Origin of the sequence: Caballeronia glebae (assembly GCF_001545035.1) — a bacterium.
GTDB lineage: Bacteria > Pseudomonadota > Gammaproteobacteria > Burkholderiales > Burkholderiaceae > Caballeronia > Caballeronia glebae.
The window spans coordinates 1-12,115 of record NZ_FCOJ02000030.1; the positions used below are offsets into that span (position 1 = coordinate 1).

At 65.0% G+C, this 12,115-nt stretch carries 13 protein-coding genes and 1 pseudogene; 5 read left to right on the forward strand and 9 right to left on the reverse strand.

The window, feature by feature from the left end; translation table 11 throughout:
• A pseudogene (locus AWB82_RS20300) lies at positions 1 to 213 on the forward strand (oxidoreductase); the annotation flags it as partial.
• Positions 214 to 220: 7 nt separating this feature from the next.
• On the opposite strand, the gene AWB82_RS20305 reads toward AWB82_RS20300, so the two are convergent.
• Entirely contained in the window at positions 221 to 1,915 is a 1,695-nt protein-coding gene (locus AWB82_RS20305) for a methyl-accepting chemotaxis protein (protein WP_086970388.1), read from the reverse strand.
• 263 nt (positions 1,916 to 2,178) lie between these two features.
• On the opposite strand from AWB82_RS20305, the gene AWB82_RS20310 reads away from it, so the two are divergent.
• Entirely contained in the window at positions 2,179 to 3,435 is a 1,257-nt protein-coding gene (locus AWB82_RS20310) for an aminotransferase class V-fold PLP-dependent enzyme (protein ID WP_086970529.1), read from the forward strand.
• A gap of 3 nt (positions 3,436 to 3,438) precedes the next feature.
• Here AWB82_RS20310 and AWB82_RS20315 read toward each other — a convergent pair whose 3' ends face one another.
• Positions 3,439 to 4,350, reverse strand: coding sequence for an NAD-dependent protein deacetylase (locus AWB82_RS20315; RefSeq protein WP_268811034.1), 912 nt, complete (start codon positions 4,348 to 4,350; stop codon positions 3,439 to 3,441).
• 103 nt (positions 4,351 to 4,453) lie between these two features.
• Between AWB82_RS20315 and AWB82_RS20320 the strand changes: the two genes are divergently transcribed.
• The gene (locus AWB82_RS20320) at positions 4,454 to 5,464 is read left to right on the forward strand and encodes a zinc-binding alcohol dehydrogenase family protein (RefSeq protein WP_086970392.1); all 1,011 of its coding nucleotides are present in this window, start codon (positions 4,454 to 4,456) and stop codon (positions 5,462 to 5,464) included.
• An 8-nt stretch (positions 5,465 to 5,472) separates the two neighbouring features.
• Here AWB82_RS20320 and AWB82_RS20325 read toward each other — a convergent pair whose 3' ends face one another.
• From AWB82_RS20325 to AWB82_RS20335, 3 genes are all read right to left on the reverse strand, one after another.
• Positions 5,473 to 5,871 carry a GFA family protein gene (locus AWB82_RS20325; protein WP_086970394.1) on the reverse strand — a complete coding sequence of 133 codons (399 nt, stop codon included), beginning with the start codon at positions 5,869 to 5,871 and terminating at the stop codon, positions 5,473 to 5,475.
• A 23-nt stretch (positions 5,872 to 5,894) separates the two neighbouring features.
• A complete protein-coding gene (locus AWB82_RS20330; protein WP_086970396.1) occupies positions 5,895 to 6,452 on the reverse strand; it encodes a hypothetical protein in 558 nt (185 codons plus the stop codon).
• A gap of 206 nt (positions 6,453 to 6,658) precedes the next feature.
• A complete protein-coding gene (locus AWB82_RS20335) occupies positions 6,659 to 7,276 on the reverse strand; it encodes an OmpW/AlkL family protein (protein WP_086970398.1) in 618 nt (205 codons plus the stop codon).
• Positions 7,277 to 7,523: 247 nt separating this feature from the next.
• On the opposite strand from AWB82_RS20335, the gene AWB82_RS20340 reads away from it, so the two are divergent.
• On the forward strand, positions 7,524 to 7,817 hold the full coding sequence (locus AWB82_RS20340; protein WP_086970400.1) for a hypothetical protein: 294 nt from the start codon (positions 7,524 to 7,526) through the stop codon (positions 7,815 to 7,817).
• A 21-nt stretch (positions 7,818 to 7,838) separates the two neighbouring features.
• Here the strand turns inward: AWB82_RS20340 and AWB82_RS20345 are convergent, their stop codons facing one another.
• Both AWB82_RS20345 and AWB82_RS20350 read right to left on the reverse strand, forming a co-directional pair.
• Positions 7,839 to 8,342 carry a hypothetical protein gene (locus AWB82_RS20345; RefSeq protein WP_235023370.1) on the reverse strand — a complete coding sequence of 168 codons (504 nt, stop codon included), beginning with the start codon at positions 8,340 to 8,342 and terminating at the stop codon, positions 7,839 to 7,841.
• Between the two features lie 134 nt (positions 8,343 to 8,476).
• Positions 8,477 to 9,445: a GlxA family transcriptional regulator gene (locus tag AWB82_RS20350; protein WP_086970401.1), complete on the reverse strand. Its 969-nt coding sequence runs from the start codon at positions 9,443 to 9,445 to the stop codon at positions 8,477 to 8,479.
• A gap of 187 nt (positions 9,446 to 9,632) precedes the next feature.
• Between AWB82_RS20350 and AWB82_RS20355 the strand changes: the two genes are divergently transcribed.
• Complete coding sequence (locus AWB82_RS20355) at positions 9,633 to 10,322, forward strand: HD domain-containing protein (RefSeq protein ID WP_086970403.1); 690 nt, start codon at positions 9,633 to 9,635, stop codon at positions 10,320 to 10,322.
• 1 nt (position 10,323) lies between these two features.
• Here the strand turns inward: AWB82_RS20355 and AWB82_RS20360 are convergent, their stop codons facing one another.
• Together AWB82_RS20360 and AWB82_RS20365 are read right to left on the reverse strand one after the other, a co-directional pair.
• Entirely contained in the window at positions 10,324 to 11,034 is a 711-nt protein-coding gene (locus AWB82_RS20360; protein ID WP_086970404.1) for an extensin-like domain-containing protein, read from the reverse strand.
• Positions 11,031 to 12,086: an NAD(P)/FAD-dependent oxidoreductase gene (locus tag AWB82_RS20365; protein ID WP_086970406.1), complete on the reverse strand. Its 1,056-nt coding sequence runs from the start codon at positions 12,084 to 12,086 to the stop codon at positions 11,031 to 11,033. The genes AWB82_RS20360 and AWB82_RS20365 overlap by 4 nt, the downstream gene beginning before the upstream one ends.
• Positions 12,087 to 12,115: the final 29 nt, after the last annotated feature.

The following is a 12,115-nucleotide window of genomic DNA, read 5'->3' on the forward strand; positions in this document are numbered from 1 at the left end:
ATCCTGCGCGGCGTCGCGCTGCTGGGCGTGGACAGCGTGTACGTGCCGCGCGAGCGGCGCATCGCGGCGTGGCGTGCGATCGCCGACGAAGTGCCGGTCGCGACCATCGAAAGCGTCGCGACGACCATCCCGCTCGCCGATGCGCCCGAGACCGCCGCGCGCTTGCTGCGCGGCGAGGTAAAGGGGCGCGTGATCGTCGACGTGAACGCCTGAAGCGGCGTCAGAAGGCGCTCCAGCCTTCGGCGCCGGCGGGCTTCGCCACTGCGGCGTGAACGACGCGAGGCGCGGGCTTCGCGAGCGGCGCGCGCGCGTCGCGCTCCACTCGTGGTGCCGCCTGCGCGAACGCAGCCGACGCGCCTTCCACCGTGAAGAACGACACCGCTTCGTTGAGCTTGCGTCCCTGCTCTTCGAGCGATGTCGCTGCGGCCGCCGCTTCTTCCACGAGCGCGGCGTTCTGTTGTGTGACTTCGTCCATCTGCGTGATCGCGAGATTCACCTGCTCGATGCCGCGTCCCTGCTCCACCGAGGCCGCCGCGATGTCCTGCATGATGTCCGTCACGCGCGCGACGGCTTGCGTCACTTCGGCCATCGTCGTGCCCGCTTCCCCCGCCAGCAGCGAGCCGTCGCGCACCTTCGCCGTGGACGCCGCGATCAGTTCCTTGATCTCCTTGGCCGCCGTCGACGAACGCTGCGCGAGGCTGCGCACTTCGCTCGCGACGACCGCGAAGCCGCGGCCCTGCTCGCCCGCGCGCGCCGCTTCCACGGCCGCGTTGAGCGCGAGAATATTGGTCTGGAACGCGATGCCCTCGATGATCCCCGTGATCTCCGCGATCTTGCCCGAGCTATCGCTGATGCCGTTCATCGTGTCCACCACGCGGCCGACGACATCGCTGCCCTTCTTCGCGATATCCGAGGCATTCGATGCGAGCGAACTCGCCTGCTGCGCGTTCTCGGCGTTCTGACGCACGGTGGAGGTCAGCTCTTCCATGCTCGACGCGGTCTGCTGCAGCGAAGCGGCCTGTTCTTCGGTGCGCTGGCTCAAATCGGTGTTGCCGGTCGCGAGTTCCTTCGCCGCGCCGCCCACCGCGCCGCTGCTTTCGCGCACGCGGCAAACGATTTCCGTGAGGCGCGCGTTCATCGTCGCGAGCGCGCGCAACAGGTCGCCGGTTTCATCCTTCGTGCGCGCGACGATGTGGCTCGTCAGATCGCCGCGCGCCACCGTCTGCGCGATACCGACCGCCTCGCCGATCGGCGTGGTGATCGAACGCGTGACCATCACGCCGCCGATCGCTGCGAAGAGCGCCGCCGCCACGCACAGCGCGATCAACACGTCGCGCTGCGTCTGATAGCTCGCTTGATCGGCGTGCACGATTTCCTCGCGGCGCGCGGCGGTGTAGGTCGCGTAGTCGTCCGTAGCCTTGACGAGTTGCGCGAGCAGCGGACGGCACTGGTCGTCGAGCGCCAGCACCGCCTCCTCGTGCTTGCCCGCGAGCGCCAGTCCGACGATGTTCGTCGCGACGGGGCCGTATAGCGCTTCCACGCGCATCATCGCGGCGGCGAGGTTCTTCGCCTTCTCGCTCGTGTCGGTCGCGGAGGCGAGCATGTCGTTGAGTTGCCTGAGGCGCGCCTGCACGTCCTCGTGCGCGCGCGTGACTTCGGCTTTTTCGAGTTCGAGATCGGCCGGCTTCGTGACGAGCACGAGATTGCGCGCGGCGATCGCGCGGCGGTCGACAGCCGTGCGGATCTGACTGGCCACGTCGGCCCGCGCGTTAATTCCGTTCACGTAGTGCGCGAAGCCGTCCGACGCGACGGACAACGCGCGCAGGGACATGCCCGCCACCAGCACGACCAGCACAGCCAGAATGCCGAAGCCAGCGATCAATCTGTTCTTGATCGTGATGTTCTTGAGGTTCATTTTTTTGGGATCTCTCAGGGTCCGTTTGGGGGACATACGGCGCCATGCGATCGCTTCGCGCGGCATACTGCACCACACGAGCGAACGATCGATCGCACCAGGTGCGCGACGCTCTCCCTGCTAATTACGGCCTGCCGTCTTTGGTCTGAAGGGAAAAAGGCTCAAATGCCCTGCTTTTGTCCGCATCCACAAGTAATGCCGTTAGCATGCGGAAGATGAACGTCAGGTAAATGTTTCCATCTTTCAACAAACTGCGACATCCGATGCCCGAACTTCTCGATTACCGCACGCCCGAATTCGAAGCCGCGCTCGCGGCGATCCCGCCCACGCCGACGACCGCGCTCGCCACAGACGAAAACTACTGGGACGCGGTGCGCGGTCTGTGGCGCCACTCCGACGCGCTGATCAATCTGGAGAACGGCTTCTGGGGCGCGATGACCGAGCCGGTCAAGGCGATGTTCCACTACTGGACCGAGCGCGTGAATCGAGAGACGACGCTTCTGATCCGCCCGCATCTGATGGCGCTGTATCAGGGCTTGCGCGAGCGCGTCGCGAAGGAAATGGGCTGCGCGGTCGAGGAGATCGAGCTGACGCGCAACGCGACCGAAGCGCTGCTCGCGCTCATCGGCGGATACAACCGCCTCGCGCCGGGCGACACCGTGCTCTACAGCGATCTCGACTACCCGTGCGGCAAGGACGCGATGGAATGGCTGCGCGAGCGGCGCGGCGTCACGCCCGTGCGTATCGCGATGCCCGAGCCGGCGACGCGCGAAACGGTGCTCGAAACCTATGCCGAAGCGCTGCGCGCGCATCCGCGCACGCGTCTCGTGCTGCTCTCGCACGTGTGCTTTGCGACGGGCCTCGTGATCCCGGTCGCGGAAATTTCGGCGATGGCGAAGGAGATCGGCGCGGACGTGATCGTCGATGCCGCGCATTCGTGGGGTCAACTCGATTTCGACGTGCCCGAGCTGAACGCGCCGTTCGCCGCGCTGAATCTGCACAAGTGGATCGGCGCGCCGCTCGGCTGCGGCGCGATCTACATCCGCCGCGGGCACGTCGCATCGATCGATCCATATCTCGGCGACCGCACCTGGCCCGCCGACGATATCCGCGCGCGCGTGCACACCGGATCGCCGAATTTCGCCGCGTGGTTCACGCTGCCTGCGGCGCTGGACGCGCATCGGCACATCGGCGCAAAGGCGAAGGAGGTGCGCTTGCGTGCATTGCGCGACGCGTGGGCGAAACCCGCGAGCGAGCTTCGCGGCGTGCAGATCCTGACACCGCACGATCCTTCGATGACCGCCGGCATCACCGCTTTTCGCCTGAACGGGCGCGCGACGAAAGACGGCTGCGATGCGATCGTCGCCGCGCTGCGCGATCGCTTCGGCGTATTCACGGTGACGCGGCCCGGCCCCGACGCGGGCGAAGTGGTGCGCGTGACGCCCGCGCTCTTCTCGCGCATGTCGGACGCCGCGCGTCTGCTCGAAGGCATCGCGGCGCTTTCACGCGAAGCGAAGTAAGCGCTAGCCCGCCACCGGCCGCGCGTCGAGCCGCTCGATCAGGCGTTCGAGCGCGTCCGAGCACGGCGCTTCGACTTTCAGCGCGAGGAGCGCATCGGCGCGCGTCTTGCCGATGTTGATCGCCGCGATCAGCTTGCCGCTCTTCGCGGCCCATTCGCAGAAGCGATAGCCCGAATACACCATAAGCGACGAACCGACGACGAGCATCGCGTCGGCGGCTTGCAGCGAGCGCGCCGCGTCATCGACCAACGCGCGCGGCACGCTTTCGCCGAAGAACACCACATCGGGCTTGAGCACGCCGCCGCAGCGCGTGCAGCCGGGCACGTCGAACGACGCGAAATCGAGATCCTCGATATGCGCATCGCCGTCCGGCACCGCGGGCGCCGTATGGCCGACGAAATCCGGATTCGCCGCTTCCAGCATGCGCTGCACCGCCGCGCGCGTATGCGGTTCGCCGCATTCGATGCAGCGCACCCGCCCGATATTGCCGTGCAGCTCGATCACATCGGGATTGCCGGCGCGCGTGTGCAGCCCGTCGACATTCTGCGTGACCAGCCGATGCACCCGCGAACGCGCGGCGAGCGCCCGCAACGCGTGATGCGCGGCGTTCGGCTGGGCGTTCTGCACGACCGGCCAGCCAATCAGACTGCGCGCCCAATAGCGCCTGCGCGCGTACTCCGAGCCGAGAAAATCCTTGAGCAGAATCGGCGCGCGGCCCGTGCGCAGACCTTCGCGATCGCGATAACACGGAATGCCCGATTCGGTGCTGATGCCCGCGCCCGACAGCACGAAAAGCCGCGGATACCGATCGACGAATTCATGAAGCTCTTGCACTTGCCATCCTTTTGCGCGTATTCGAGCGGTTCGCTCCCGTGGAAATATACGGCGAAACAGCGCGCGCCGCTGACCGCGCATCCGGCCTTACCACTTCATCAATATTGAAATTGGCTTGACCAAATGGACGCACATCGTTAGATTGTCGGACGCCCCACTCCAACTAGACATCGAGACATCCAGCATGCTGACCGTCATTTGCGAAACGCCCGGAACCCTGAAAGCCGAACAGCGCGAGAAGCCGCGGCGTGGCGAAAACGAAGTGCTGCTGCGCGTGAAGCGCGTTGGCGTGTGCGGCACCGACCTGCATATTTTCACCGGCAATCAGCCTTATCTCTCGTATCCGCGCGTGATGGGCCACGAGTTGTCCGGCGTGATCGAGGAAGCAGACGCGGCGAGCGGCCTGAAGGCGGGCGACACCGTCTATGTGATGCCTTATCTGTCGTGCGGCAAGTGCATCGCGTGCCGTCAGGGCAAGACCAACTGCTGCGTGAATATCCAGGTGCTCGGCGTGCATCGCGATGGCGCGTTCACCGAATATCTGAATCTGCCCGCGCAATTCGTCCATAAGGCCGAGGGCGTCACGCTCGATCAGGCCGCGATGATCGAATTCCTCGCGATCGGCGCGCACGCCGTGCGTCGCGCGGACGTGAAGCCCGGGCAGCGCGTGCTGGTCGTGGGCACGGGTCCGATCGGCATGGCGGCCATCACGTTTTCGCGGCTGCGCGGCGCGAACGTCACCGCGCTCGATACGCGCGAAGACCGTCTCGCATTCTGCAAGCGCGAATTGAAAGTCGACGCGACCGTGCAGATCGGTGAGCACGACAAAGAGGAACTTTCGACGCTCACGAACGGCGAATTTTTCGATGTGGTGTTCGACGCAACCGGAAATTCCCGCGCGATGGAGCGCGGCTTCGAGTTCATCGCGCACGGCGGCAAGTACGTGCTGGTGTCGATCGTGCCGGATCGCATCTCGTTCGCCGATCCCGAGTTTCACAAGCGCGAAGCGACGCTGCTCGCGAGCCGCAACGCGACGCCCGAAGACTTCGAAACCGTGCTCGCGGCGATGCGCCGCGGCGAAGTGCCGACGGATGCGCTCAACACGCATCGACTTACATTGAGCGATGTACCCGAGAAGTTTTCGTCCTTGCTCGATCCGAAAGCGGGCGTCGTGAAAGCGATCGTCGAATGCTGATGGCCGGCTCAGGGCGCGCCGCGTAGAAAGCGCGGCCGTCCTTGCGCGTCGTGCCACGGCTCGGCGCTCTTGCACCAGATTTCATACTGCGGCGGATAAAGACCGGTTTCGTCGAAGACGCCGGTCGGCACTTCGATTTCGTCGACGCCGTCGAACGCCAGATAGACCGGCGAGCCGCACACCGGGCAATGGTGCCGCCTGCCCGTCGCCGAACTCTCCCACGCGAGCGTTTTGCCCGTCACCGTGAATGCGTGGCGCGGAAAGATCGCGTAGACGCCGAACGGCGCGCCGTGAATGCGCCGGCACGTCATGCAGTGGCACAGATTCACTTCCTTCGGCGCGCCCACGACACGCACGCGCACCGCGCCGCATGCGCATCCGCCTTCGTGATTCCGCTGAACGTTCATGGGGCCGGGCGCGCGTTAAGGCGTCATCGCGTGAAGTAGCCGCGGTTCTGCATGCACTCGCTGTAGGCGCGCCAGTAACGCGTCATCGGCGGCTCGGGCGGCGGCAGCGGCGGCATCTTCATGTCGCCGCCATAGATCGCGTCGGATGCACCGGATGCGCCCGCCGCCATCGATGCGGGCATCGCCGGCATGCCGGGGATCGCGCCGGATGCGGGATGCGGCAAAGCGCCAGCGGCCATCGCCCCGGAAGCGCCCGACGCGGCAATCGTCGCCGAAGCACCCGATGCCGCGGAAGCCGCGAGCGCGCCCGATGCGCCCGCCGGCAGTGGCGGCTCAAGCGGACGCGGCGGCGTGAGCACGCGCGTGTCACGCGTCTCGCGTTGAGCGTCGCGCGGCTGCGTCTGCGGCTCGCGTGCGATGTTCACTTTGGTTGTCTGATTGGCGTAGCCGTAGCAGGCGGCGTTATCGACCGATTGCTGCCACGCGCTCTGGCTGCGTCCGGGCACGGCGAGCGGCTGTTGCGCGAAGGCGGCGCCACACGCCGCGAGCAAGGCGATTCCCGCGTAAGTGGAAGGTCTCATTGGCTTGCAGTTCCCCGATGCGGTTTTATTTGTCGTTGCAGGCCTTGCGTCGCTCGCACACACACTTCGAGCGGCGCGAGTCTGCGCCGGGCCTGCTGTCAAGGATACCGCTACCGCCGAACCGTCCACGCCAGAAGCACTGGCATCTTCCGCCAATTTTCAGACGATGCGCGGCACGGCGCACACTCGTCTGGAAAGAACGCGCTTTAGAACTTCATGCCGACGCCGATGCCGAGAATCCACGGATTGATCTGGAGAGGGCCGAGATCCGCGCCGTCCGCCGAAGCGCTCGTGCGCATCCAGATCTTTTTCAAGTCCGCGTTGACGAAGAGATTCTTCGCAACCTGAACGTCGACGCCCACCTGCAACGCCGGGCCGAAGCTGCTGCGTTTGATCGACACCGGCGTGTCGCCCGCCTTGAGCTTGTCGTTATAGAAGTACGTGTAGTTCAGACCCGCGCCGACATACGGACGCACGCGCGCGGCGTGATTGAAGTGGTATTGCAGGAGCAGCGTGGGAGGCAGCACGCCCACTCCGCCGAGCCCGCCGACGTTCGACGTCAACTGATGCCGCGAGGTCGCGAGAATCAGTTCCACGCCGATCTGATCGAGAATCATGTACGTGAAGTCGAGCTCCGGCACGATCGCGTTGTTCACGTCGACGCCGAGCGTTCCGAGCGCGCCGCCCGCTTTCACGTCGGGCTCGATGCTGATCGCGCGCAGGCGAACCAGGATGTCGCCAGCGTGAATGCCGCCCATTACATCGCCAGTCGATGCATCGCCCGCCGCTTGGGCCGTTCCCGCGAATAACGCCGCGCATGCCATGACGACTGACCCGAGACCTTTTCTCATTTTTAGCGTTCCCACGTGAAAAAGAGAATTGTCCCGACGACGGTCCGCCGCACCTTTGACGACCATCAACGCGTGCCGGGCGCGCGCCGCCAATCACGGCAAGCTTTGCGCACGGTCAAACATGCTGTGCGCATCGGCGGAACTGCGACCGCGCGCCGCTTGCGGCCGGGTCCACGCCTTGCTGATCAAAAGGAAAGTGCAGAACAAAGGGAGGCAGCAGATGAGACCCACACTCGGCACGCTCGGACGCATGACGGGGTTTCTGCTCGGCGGCACGCTGGCCGTTGTGGCGAGCGCTCAGCAGGCGCCGCAAAAACCGAACAAGCTCGAATACGACAGCACGCCCGCGTATCAGGAGAAAAACGTCACGCCGCCCGCGGCGGCCACGGCGAATGCCAGCGATGCGTTGAAGACGCGGCCAGGCAAGACTTCATCGGGCAAGGGCGCCGCGCCCGATCGCCCGAACGGACTCGGCTTCGACGCGGGCGCAGGCAGCATGAGCAAGAAGCAATGAAGGCGGCTCGGGCGCGTTAGATCACGCGTCGCCCGCCTTGTCCGGCCACGGCCACGTCGAATAGCGCGAAGGCTTTTCGGCGCTCGCCTTGCGCTTCTGTTTCTGCGCGACCGGCGCCGGCGCGGCTTCGTGCGCAGGCGCGGCGCTCTGCGCGCGTTCCGGAAGATCATCGCCGAACCACGGCACGTTCTTGCGCCGCTCTTCGACGTATGCATCCCAACCTTTCGCGTTGTCCGCGAAGAGATCGTGCTTGACGGTGTTGGCAAGCATCGGGCGATTCAGCGTTTCGTCGAGAAGCGCTTTCGGCCACACGAAGAACGCGCCCGATGCGCGACGGATGAAATCGCGCGGCGCCATTTTCGTATCGACGAAGCCGAGCAGCGTGAACTCCGCGAGCGCTTCGTTGCCCTTCACCGCTTCGCCGATGCTCGCGTATTCGTCGGCGCATTGGCTCAGGCAAAACACCGACTCCAGCACGTCGCCGAGATGCAGCAGCAACGCGCGTCGTTCGTAGGGATCTGGCATGGCGGTCTCTTGTTTCGTCATTCGCTGTTCCGATATGTCGAGGGTGAATTTTGCGGCGCGCGCATTGCCGCACGCGCCGCGTTCATCTTGAATTTTAGCGAACCCGGCGTGAGACGTTAGCGCGAGCACAAGAATCACTTTGCAAAGCGCGTGCGAAAGCTCAGTCGATAGTCATTCGGCGATACGCCGAGCCTTCGCGTGAACACGAGCCGCATGCGGTCCGCCGTGCCGAAGCCGCAATCGTAGGCGACGGTTTTAAGCGGCGTGTCGCTGCTTTCCAGCATATTGCGCGCCGCGTCCACGCGTGCGCGTTCGACGAACTCATGCGGCGTCATCTGCGCGAGCTGCACGAAGGCGCGCGCGAAGTTGCGCTCGCTCATGCCCGCGACGCTCGCCATCTGCGCGACCGGCAACCGCTCGCCGATATGCTCCATCACATACGCCTGAACTTTCGCGACGGGCGAGGTTTCATCCGCGGGCGCGCTCAGATACGGGCTGAACTGCGACTGGCCGCCGCGCCGCTGCGCGAACACGACGAGGCGCTTCGCGACCGCGAGCGCAACCTGCGCGCCGTGATCCTCGGCGACGAGCGCGAGCGCGACATCGATGCCCGCCGTCACGCCCGCCGATGTGACAAGCGCGCCGTCGCGCATGTAGATGCGATCCAGCTCGACGCGCGCGCGCGGAAAACGCTCGGCGAGTCGCGGCGCGTTCTGCCAGTGCGTGGTGACGTTGCGGCCGTCGAGCAGGCCCGCGTGACCGAGCGCGAATGCACCCGTGCAGATCGAGCCGTAGCGCTCGCAGCGCGATGCCGTATCGGTGAGCCAGGCGGTGAGGCGAGGATCGGGTTCATCGACGGGAAGGCCCGGGCCGCCCGCGACGAGCGCGGTGCCGTAACGACGATCCGCTTCGTCGAACGGCAAATCCGCGACGAGCCGCGTGCCGTTCGATGTGCGCACGATGCGCTCCTCCGGACCGACGAGCGTGATCTCATACCCGCTCGATGACGGAACGAAGCCGTTCGCTTCGGCGAACACGTCGACGGGACCGGCCACATCGAGCGCCTGCACGCCCTGGAAGATTGCGATCGCAACTGTACGCATCGGCAAGAAGGTCTGTGATGAGCACGCGTGGCGGAAGACGGCGTGCGCTTGGCAGGGTTCGACGCGTCGTTCCGATTGAGACGCGAAGGCGTTTTACGGACACTGAAAGGCATCCGACGCGCTGCGCGATTTTAGCAACGCGCAGCGATTCGCGTCTTTCATCGACTCACGTTACGGAGCCACGACCATGAGCGAAATCATCGCAGGCATCAGGATTCCCGACAGCCAGATGGCGCGCCAAGCCACGCAACTCGTACGCGATACCGAGCCCGACCTGCTCTATCACCACTCGCGCCGCGTGTTCGTGTTCGGCGCGCTCGCGGGCGAACGCAAGCAGCTGAAGTACGATCCCGAACTGCTCTATATCGGCGCGATGTTCCACGACATGGGCCTCACCGATGCCTATAGCAGCCCGCATGACCGCTTCGAAGTAGACGGTGCGAACACGGCGCGCGATTTCCTGCGCGGGCATGGCATCGGCGAAAACGAGATCGAACAGGTGTGGGACGCGATCGCGCTGCACACGACGCCCGGCATTGCGCAGCACAAGAAGCCGGTGGTCGCGCTGGTCACGGCGGGCGTCGAAATGGATGTGCTCGGCCTCGCCTACGACGAATTCAGCGCGGATCAACGTCGGCTCGTGGTGACGGCGCATCCGCGTGAAGCGAATTTCAAGGAAGGCATCATCGACGCCTTCGCCAAAGGCACCATTGCGAAACCCGAATCGACCTTCGGCAACGTCAAGGCCGATGTGCTCGCGTTGAAAGACCCGAACTACCGGCGTCTCAACTTTTGCAGCATCATTCTCGGCTCGGCGTGGAACGATCAACCGCACGATCACGCGACGTGCCCCGATCCGGCGCATCGGCACGCGTAATTCAGCGGCACACGCGATACGGGCCCATGTCGAGATGAAAGTGCGTCTTGTGCAACGCGTTGTAATCCGGCCCCAGCGTGGTATCGAAGGCGTGACACGCGCCATCGTGAACGCGGCGCAGGAACTGCCCGTCGAGCGACGCTGCGTCGTCCCAATGCGTAAGCGTGATGCGGCGTCCGTCGTCGAGCACGAAGCCCGTGAGGTCGATGGCGTTCGCGCTCGCGTGCTGGCTCAGTGCCGCGTCCTGCTGATGATTCACGTTGCGGCACGCATAACTGCCGACATGCTCGATGCGCGCGACGCGCTCGCCGAACGTATCGAGCGCGGCCCGCTGAAGGTACTGATGCTCGAAATACGCGATGCCGAGCGCGAGCGGACACGTCGCGAGAAACGGCGCACTGAAGCGCAGGTCTTCCGTTTGCGTGACGCGCACGACGTCCTTAAGCACGCAGCCGCCCGGTCCCGTCGCATCGGCCATCTCGCGATAGACGAGACCGGAGCGCGCGAGCGCGGCGTCGCAGAGTTGCGCGTCGTGCATCGTGCGCCATAGCTTGAAGCGCGTGAGCGGCCCCTGCGGCGCGCGCACGTCGAGCGGTGCGAACGGATCGTATTGTTCGGGCAGCGCGATGCGCTTCGAATAGACCGCGTAGCCGAACATCGCCGCGCCGGCGAGCGTCGCCAGCAGCAGCCACGCGAGAATGCGCACGATCACGCGCTATCAGCCGTGTGCGCGGCGTTCACGCGTTCGGCGAGCTTCGCGTCGTAGCTCGAATGCACATGCACGCGCTTTTTCTCGGGATACGCGTACGAATACGCCTTGCGCAGCGCGAGCGACGCTTCGTGAAAGCCCGACAAAATGAGCTTCTGCTTGTTCGGATAGTTGGCGATGTCGCCGACCGCGAAAATGCCCGGCCGCGATGATTCGTAGTACGACGTATCCACTTCGATACGACCGCCGCGCACATCGAGATTCCATGTCGCGATCGGCCCGAGTTCCGACACGAGACCGTAGAGCGCGACGATCTTGTCCGCGGCGAGATCGGTCGAGCCCTCAATCTGCTTGATGCGCACGCCGCGCAGCGCGCCATCGGGTGCGTCGAGTGCTTCGATCATGCCGACGACGAACGCCATCTCGCCCGCTTCGACCGCGCGCTTCATCGTGGCGATGGAGTTCGCGGCTGCTGAAAAGCCGTTGCGCCGATGCACGAGCGTGAGCTTCTTCGCGATGTCTTTCAGCGCCAGCGCCCAGTCGAGCGCCGAGTCGCCGCCGCCCGCGACGATGATCTCCTTGTCCGCGAAATCCGCCGCGCGCGAAACGCTGTAGTGGATGTCCTTGCCTTCGAGCGCGGCGGCTTCGGGCAACAGCAGGCGCTGCGGAACGAACGCGCCATTGCCGGCGGCGATGAGGATCGCGGCGCAATCGAAGGTCATGCCATTTTCTGTGTCCACGGTCCAGCGATGATCGTCGTCGCGTTGCGTGACAGATCGCACGCGCTGATCGAGGTGGATCGGGACATCGAAGGGGCGGATCTGCTCAAGGAGCCGATCGACGAGTTCGCGCGCGGTGCATGAAGGAATCGCGGGAATGTCGTAGATCGGTTTATCGGGGTATAGCTCGATGCATTGGCCGCCGATGCGCCCGAGTGTGTCGACGATGTGGCACGTGAGGCCGATGACGCCCGCCTCGAAGGCTGCGAATAGCCCTACCGGGCCCGCGCCTACGATCAATACATCGGTTTTTATCGCTTCGCTTTGAGGTTCCATTTCGGTTCGCTTTCCCTGGCTTGCTGAAT

Bases quoted from the DNA above. Each gene is read 5' to 3' on its own strand.
- AWB82_RS20305 (WP_086970388.1), bottom strand. From the start codon at position 1,915: ATGAACCTCAAGAACATCACGATCAAGAACAGATTGATCGCTGGCTTC.
- AWB82_RS20310 (WP_086970529.1), top strand. From the start codon at position 2,179: ATGCCCGAACTTCTCGATTACCGCACGCCCGAATTCGAAGCCGCGCTC.
- AWB82_RS20315 (WP_268811034.1), bottom strand. From the start codon at position 4,350: ATGCGCGGTCAGCGGCGCGCGCTGTTTCGCCGTATATTTCCACGGGAG.
- AWB82_RS20320 (WP_086970392.1), top strand. From the start codon at position 4,454: ATGCTGACCGTCATTTGCGAAACGCCCGGAACCCTGAAAGCCGAACAG.
- AWB82_RS20325 (WP_086970394.1), bottom strand. From the start codon at position 5,871: ATGAACGTTCAGCGGAATCACGAAGGCGGATGCGCATGCGGCGCGGTG.
- AWB82_RS20330 (WP_086970396.1), bottom strand. From the start codon at position 6,452: ATGAGACCTTCCACTTACGCGGGAATCGCCTTGCTCGCGGCGTGTGGC.
- AWB82_RS20335 (WP_086970398.1), bottom strand. From the start codon at position 7,276: ATGGCATGCGCGGCGTTATTCGCGGGAACGGCCCAAGCGGCGGGCGAT.
- AWB82_RS20340 (WP_086970400.1), top strand. From the start codon at position 7,524: ATGAGACCCACACTCGGCACGCTCGGACGCATGACGGGGTTTCTGCTC.
- AWB82_RS20345 (WP_235023370.1), bottom strand. From the start codon at position 8,342: ATGCCAGATCCCTACGAACGACGCGCGTTGCTGCTGCATCTCGGCGAC.
- AWB82_RS20350 (WP_086970401.1), bottom strand. From the start codon at position 9,445: ATGCGTACAGTTGCGATCGCAATCTTCCAGGGCGTGCAGGCGCTCGAT.
- AWB82_RS20355 (WP_086970403.1), top strand. From the start codon at position 9,633: ATGAGCGAAATCATCGCAGGCATCAGGATTCCCGACAGCCAGATGGCG.
- AWB82_RS20365 (WP_086970406.1), bottom strand. From the start codon at position 12,086: ATGGAACCTCAAAGCGAAGCGATAAAAACCGATGTATTGATCGTAGGC.